Below are 6,009 nucleotides of genomic sequence, written 5' to 3' on the forward strand. Positions count from 1 at the left end.
GACCTGTCACCTGTAGAGTTTGAGCGGCGCTACGCGCTAAACGGCTCGTGAGTGTCTATGAAACTCTGGCCGGTCCATTATTCGTAAAATTGAACCCTTCATCAATCAACCCGTACAGGGTAACCGACGACTGCGCGAATGTCGGTAGGGCAATAGAAGATAGGACAAGTCCTGCACATATAGTTTTTTTCATAGAAAGTCTCCAAATATTGAAATGACTACATAGGCCAACAACCGCACTTCAAATCACAGGCTGGACGAAGAAATACAAAATGCTTACTCCGTGCGAGCATAAAAATCTCGCCGCGAGAAGCAATTTCCAATCTCGTGAAATCCTTATCTTTCGAGCGCACGAATAAGTAACCATTTGAACCTCTTCGAACGCATTCTCCTGTCCGTACGACGGATACTTTTAGCCAGCCTGATTCACGCTAATACTTTTGAGAGTTCGGCTGGCGAGCTAGCAGGGAGCTTCGCAAGCAAATCCAACCGACCAATAGTGTTATGAAGCGCAACAGCGACTGGCCATCAGAGCAGCCTTGCGATGATCTCGGCGTGCGATTCCCATCTGCCTGTACGCCCATCCACGCGTGAATCCGCATGTCGTCCCCTTCAGAACACAGCTTCATCGCGTAGCCTCCAAGGACTTGCTCATCCACAAATTTCTGTAGCCTTTTCTGTCACCTTCTTGGTTGGCATCCAGGTCAATCTTGTGTGTTGCACTCGTGAAGGCGGTGAAGCTGACTTACTTCAAGCTTCCCGCAAGGAATTGCCTCAGCCGCTCGCTTCCAGGAGTGTTGAGCACTTCTTCGGGAGGCCCCTGCTCCTCTGTACGCCCCTGATGTAAAAACATGACGTGATTCGACACATTCCGTGCGAATCCCATTTCATGGGTAACTACAATCATGGTCCGCCCTTCTTCAGCAAGTTTCTGCATTACTTTGAGAACTTCGCCGACTAGTTCCGGGTCCAGGGCGGATGTAGGTTCGTCGAACAACATGACATCCGGGTTCATCGCCAGCGCACGTGCGATGGCGACTCGCTGCTGCTGTCCACCTGATAGGTGTGACGGATATTGCTTCTCGACACGGGGCGGCAAGCCTACTTTTTCAAGATATGCACGGGCTCGCTCCTCAGCGTCTTTTCGACTAATACCCAGCACGTGTGTCGGAGCCTCAATGACGTTCTCGAGCACGTTCATGTGAGCCCACAGATTGAAATGCTGAAACACCATCGACAGCTTCGTCCGCATGCATTGAAGTTGTTTGGGATCAACAACTACCAAAGCGCCAGTCTTATCCCTCTTCGTTTTAATTTCTTTCCCATCGAGAAAGATTTTTCCGGAGTTCGGTTGCTCAAGATAGTTGATGCAGCGAAGAAACGTGCTTTTTCCCGACCCGGACGCGCCGATGATACTAATTACGTCACCCTTTTTTGCCGTAAGCGATACACCATTCAGTACTTCGTTATCACCGAAGCTTTTGTGAATTTCGTGGACAGCGAGCTTGCAGTCCATTGCTCGAGTTGTCTTCATTAAAATGCTATTCCTTCTAAATCGCAGCCCATCGTTCACCATCCAACCAGGGCAATCGGATTTTTCTTAGCGTGACCGAACACTCAAATATGCGAGCCAACGTCGCTCGGCTTGCCGGAAAATTGTCACCAACGAAAATGAAACGACGAGATAGAGCAACGCTGCGATCCCGAAAGATTGAAATGATTGATATGTCGCGGAATTGGCGTCGCGAGCGACTTTTAGGATATCGGGCACTGTCGCGGTGAAAGCGACGGATGTCGCATGAAGCATCAGAATCACCTCATTGCTATACAGTGGTAACGCACGACGCAACGCTGAAGGAATGACAATTTGTCGGTACATCGTGAACCAACTCATTCCGTAGGCGCGAGCCGCCTCGATTTCTCCATGATTAGTCGTTCGCATCGCTCCGGCAAACATCTCAGTCGTATAAGCGCAAGTGTTGAGCGCAAACGCGATGATTGAGCAGTAGTACCCGCTCCTGAAAACGGCACTCAATATCTCAGCCGAACGAACAAACTCAAAACCGTAAAGACCTGTGTAGATGAGCAGGAGTTGCACGTACAGCGGAGTTCCCCGGAATACATAGGTATAGCACCAGACAGGAACGCTAATAAACCGATTGTTCGATATACGGGCTACAGCAAGTGGGACAGCCAGAATGAAGCCGAGGAAAAGCGATGCGACGAGCAACCAGAGGGTGACCGCAAGTCCAGAAAACCGCTGCCCGTCCCAATAAAGAAAGGCGCGCCAGAATTCGTTGAGGATATCAATCATGAATCAGAGCTCCGCGTGCCGCACACCGGACGAGTAATTCCTTGCCAGCCACGCCAAAACGAGGTTCGAGAAAGTCGCAATAACCAAGTAGATGAAAGCCGCACACAAGATGAAGAAGAACATCTTGTACGTACTCTTTCCCGCGTCTTGGGCCGCCTTCACGACGTCGGCCAGTCCGATAATTGATACCAGTGCCGTCGCCTTAACCAGAACCTGCCAGTTGTTGCCAATTCCTGGAATCGCGAATCGCATCATTTGTGGAAACAAAATTCTCCTGAATACGAGAGTGCCGCTCATCCCATAGGCCGCACCCGCTTCGAGCTGACCGCGTGGAACCGACAAGAATGCCCCACGGAATGTCTCGGTGAAATAAGCACCGTAAATGAAGCCAAGCGTTAGAACCCCGGCAGCCAACGGGTCGATATCAAATTGGGAAATTCCTAGCGCATCGGTCAGATTGTTGACTGCAATCTGGATACTGTAAAACAGAAGCAGCATTAAGACGAGGTCTGGAACTGAGCGAATAAGCGTCGTATAGCAACCACCAATAGTTCTAAGAGAACGTTTATGTGAGAGCTTTGCAATTGCGCCCAACAGTCCGAGGACGATTGCAGTGGCAAGCGACAAGAGGGACAACTCAATCGTTCTAATTGTGCCCGCAAATAATAGCGGACCGAATCCATACAGAAACACAAACGTCTCCGTGTCGAGTTTTGATTTGCGTGAGGGGGCCTTGCGTCGCGTCGAGCCGACTAGATTCGTGTGTACAACCAGATCCAATCTTGACGTTCAATGTTTTGTACGCATGGCCATTGACCGGCAGAACATTTTTGATGCCTACGTCCGTCTTTATTTGGCGAATCCTTTGCGCTCGTTTTCGTCGGCTCTTGAGATTTCTACTCGGCACGGCGGCGCAATCGCGCACCACCCAGGAAGCTACGAAACCCCATTGCGAATCGGCTTAATCGGGTCAGCTACCGTAGATGTTGAAGTTAAAATACTTCTTCGCAATCTTGTCGTACGTGCCGTCTTTTCTCAGACTATCGATAGCTCCGTTGATGGCGTCGCGCAGCGCGGTGTCACCCTTTCTGATGCCGATGCTAACACCTGGGCCAAAAATAGCTTCGTCCTTGATGGCCGGGCCTTGCGCGAAGACGAAGTCCTTACCCGGTGGGGTTTTCAAGAAGCCAGCATCTGCTTGAGGAGCGAAGGCTATCGCGGCGTCGACACGACCCGCAATGAGATCAGGCCAAATGAGGTCTTGCGTTTGATATGGGACAACTTCAACATTACTTCCACCCCAGTACTTTCGAGCGTATGTCTCCTGGGTGCTGCCTTGCAGCACACCGACCCGTTTGCCCTTGAGCGACTCAGTTGTAGCGACTAGCGGGGAGCCTTTCTTGACAATCAACGCCTCGACTGGTGCGTAAAGCTTGTTCGTGAAATCAATCACCTTTACCCGTTTCTCATTCTTCGACATCGAGGAATTAATTGCATCGAACTTGCGTGCCTGAAGAGCCGGAATCATGCCGTCGAACGAATTCTCAACCCAGACACACTTTGCATTCAGCTTTGCACAAATGGCGTTTCCCAGGTCGATGTCGAATCCGGTCAATTCGCCACTTGCCGTTTTGGATTCAAACGGAGGGTAAGAGCTGTCGACCCCAAACCGGATTTGTTTGACGGCGTCTGCCGCTGCTGCCAGTGGCACGCTGGCGATGCAGAGCGCTGCAAGAATCATTTTCAACTTCATCACAATAGTTCCGTTTGCGTTTAGCAGGGGCGCCGTCCGTCGAACGTTCGCCTAGTTCTTGAGCCACCTCGAACACCCCTACCTTGAGCGACTCAAAGCGACCCGTCAGCGCGTGACGGTCGAGCGAGACTCCTTGAATTTCAAGGAGCCGTAGTCGATCTTCAGCGCGTAGGCGAATAATGCGCGCCACGTTGCGATCGCGTCCAATGCGAAGAAATCGATAGGTTATGCAGGAATGAGATAGTTTTTCCGGTGCTAGCAGCGGGCAGATCTGTCGGAGAGGTCGAGCTGCGGAGACGTCAATCTGGCGGGGGAACAGGCTGGTCGTGCCGCCCCGCGAACGACTCGAGGTCAACATTCGAGGAACGACCTCCACAAAAATCGTTGCTTCCGTCAACTGCCCTCAGAGCGTTAACCATCCGACGGGATTTAGCATAGGGCATACTCGGAAGCGATTGGTTTCGGCTGCTTTACAGTACGGAATGCCGCTGTATCGCCAGGCCACACTGCTGCGTCGCTTCGGAGGCGACATCTCGTCGAATACGCTTGCAGCGAGCGGGGTACGGTGGGCCTAGCCACGCAGCCGGCGATCAACCTGATGCGCGACACGCCCCTCGAATCGGTCCTGAATGATGGCGACGAAACGACGTTCCAGGTCCTGAAGAAACCAGGTCGAAGGCCGCAGGCAAAGAGTTACCTGTGTGTTCAATTCAAAGGCTCAGGGCCGCCTGTGCGGATGTTCTCGTAGCCACGGGTCTGGGCGCCCAACATGCACAGAAGCTCTACGCCGGCGTGCAGCCTGGCTCGGTGCTGATGACGGACGGATACCCGTATCTCCGGCGGGCACTGTTTCTTTTCGATACGGCTACCGCGTTATCGGGCGGCGAGAAATGCTGATCATTGGCCGCTATGGTCGAGGGGGCATCTCGCTGGCGTTGGCGCGGGAAAAGCTGCTCGACGCCCGTCGTGCCGTCCGTGAGGGTACTTGTTCGCCTGCGCCGACTCCGATGGTACGCCCCAATGCCGTCACGGAGGAAGCATTGCTGCGGATCGGCGCACTCTACAAGATCGAAGAGCAGATCCGCGGCAAGCCATCTGACGAACGACGTAGCGCGCGTCAGGCGCGAGCTGCGCCACTGCTCGACGACATGAAGCGGTGGTTCGAAGCGACGCTCACCACGCCCTGTGCGAAATCCGACGCGACCAAGGCGATTTAGTACGCGCTGCATCGATGGCCAGCACTCATCTACTACTGCAGCGACGGGCGTGCGGAGATTGATAACCCGATCGCCGAGCGAGCGTTGCGCGGTGTCGCCCTCGGCAGACGGAATTACTTGTTCGTCGGCGCCGACTCCGGCGGTGAACGTGCCGCGGCGATGTATAGCCCGATTGATACGGCGCGCCTGAACGGCCTAGATCCGGAGGCGTATCTCTCCTACGTGCTCGAGCACATCGCTGACCAGCCGATCAACCGCATCGATGAGCTGCTGCCGTGGAGCGTGGCGCCGTCGCTGCCGTCTACAGCTCGCTGTCGAGCCCATCCGATAGCACGGCGAATCTCTCGCCGTCAACGACCTACGCTACGGTCTCGGTCGAGCGCTTACGACTTATCCAGGCCACGTCGCATCACTTCGACATCCGCCGTGGCGTAGCGGTGTGTAGTAGCAACCGTCGCGCCTCTGCTGTTCGCGTCCGGCCGAGGCAGCGCGACTCGCTGACGGTCCGCAAATGATCGGTATCCAACTGCTCGTCGTGAGTCGTCAACATCGTCTATCGGGACTGCCCGATGACGAGCGTGCTTCCATGCACTGTCCTTACTGGCACACGCGATGGGTTGAAGCCCTCCAAGCAACGAGTGTTCAAGGTGTTGGGCGCAAAGTAATAATGAGCCACTTCGCGCGAAGTAAATCTGAGCCACCTTTCAGTACAGTCAGCCTTTTGC

The 6,009-nt window shown here is 53.7% G+C and carries 4 protein-coding genes and 4 pseudogenes; 3 read left to right on the forward strand and 5 right to left on the reverse strand.

Going from position 1 to position 6,009, the window contains the following annotated elements; translation table 11 throughout:
• Nucleotides 1–76: 76 nt before the first annotated feature.
• The 5 genes and pseudogenes from DIE17_RS38495 to DIE17_RS36740 all read right to left on the reverse strand — a co-directional run.
• Nucleotides 77–193: pseudogene (locus DIE17_RS38495) on the reverse strand (porin); the annotation flags it as partial.
• 552 nt (nt 194–745) lie between these two features.
• A complete protein-coding gene (locus DIE17_RS36725; RefSeq protein WP_311767606.1) occupies nt 746–1,534 on the reverse strand; it encodes an ATP-binding cassette domain-containing protein in 789 nt (262 codons plus the stop codon).
• A gap of 66 nt (nt 1,535–1,600) precedes the next feature.
• A complete protein-coding gene (locus DIE17_RS36730; protein ID WP_124489861.1) occupies nt 1,601–2,314 on the reverse strand; it encodes an ABC transporter permease in 714 nt (237 codons plus the stop codon).
• A gap of 3 nt (nt 2,315–2,317) precedes the next feature.
• The gene (locus tag DIE17_RS36735) at nt 2,318–3,007 is read right to left on the reverse strand and encodes an ABC transporter permease (RefSeq protein WP_124489860.1); all 690 of its coding nucleotides are present in this window, start codon (nt 3,005–3,007) and stop codon (nt 2,318–2,320) included.
• 277 nt (nt 3,008–3,284) lie between these two features.
• Nucleotides 3,285–4,067: an ABC transporter substrate-binding protein gene (locus DIE17_RS36740; RefSeq protein WP_124489859.1), complete on the reverse strand. Its 783-nt coding sequence runs from the start codon at nt 4,065–4,067 to the stop codon at nt 3,285–3,287.
• 470 nt (nt 4,068–4,537) lie between these two features.
• Between DIE17_RS36740 and DIE17_RS36745 the strand changes: the two are divergent.
• The 3 pseudogenes from DIE17_RS36745 to DIE17_RS36755 form a co-directional block, all read left to right on the forward strand.
• Nucleotides 4,538–4,895 (forward strand): annotated as a pseudogene (locus tag DIE17_RS36745) (transposase); the annotation flags it as partial.
• Nucleotides 4,892–5,065: pseudogene (locus DIE17_RS36750) on the forward strand (Arm DNA-binding domain-containing protein); the annotation flags it as partial. The pseudogenes DIE17_RS36745 and DIE17_RS36750, both read left to right, overlap by 4 nt.
• 12 nt (nt 5,066–5,077) lie before the next feature.
• Nucleotides 5,078–5,615 (forward strand): annotated as a pseudogene (locus DIE17_RS36755) (transposase); the annotation flags it as partial.
• Nucleotides 5,616–6,009 lie beyond the last annotated feature (394 nt).

Origin of the sequence: Burkholderia sp. Bp9099 (assembly GCF_003857805.1) — a bacterium.
GTDB lineage: Bacteria > Pseudomonadota > Gammaproteobacteria > Burkholderiales > Burkholderiaceae > Burkholderia.

Bases quoted from the DNA above. Each gene is read 5' to 3' on its own strand.
- DIE17_RS36725 (WP_311767606.1), bottom strand. From the start codon at position 1,534: ATGAAGACAACTCGAGCAATGGACTGCAAGCTCGCTGTCCACGAAATT.
- DIE17_RS36740 (WP_124489859.1), bottom strand. From the start codon at position 4,067: ATGAAGTTGAAAATGATTCTTGCAGCGCTCTGCATCGCCAGCGTGCCA.
- DIE17_RS36730 (WP_124489861.1), bottom strand. From the start codon at position 2,314: ATGATTGATATCCTCAACGAATTCTGGCGCGCCTTTCTTTATTGGGAC.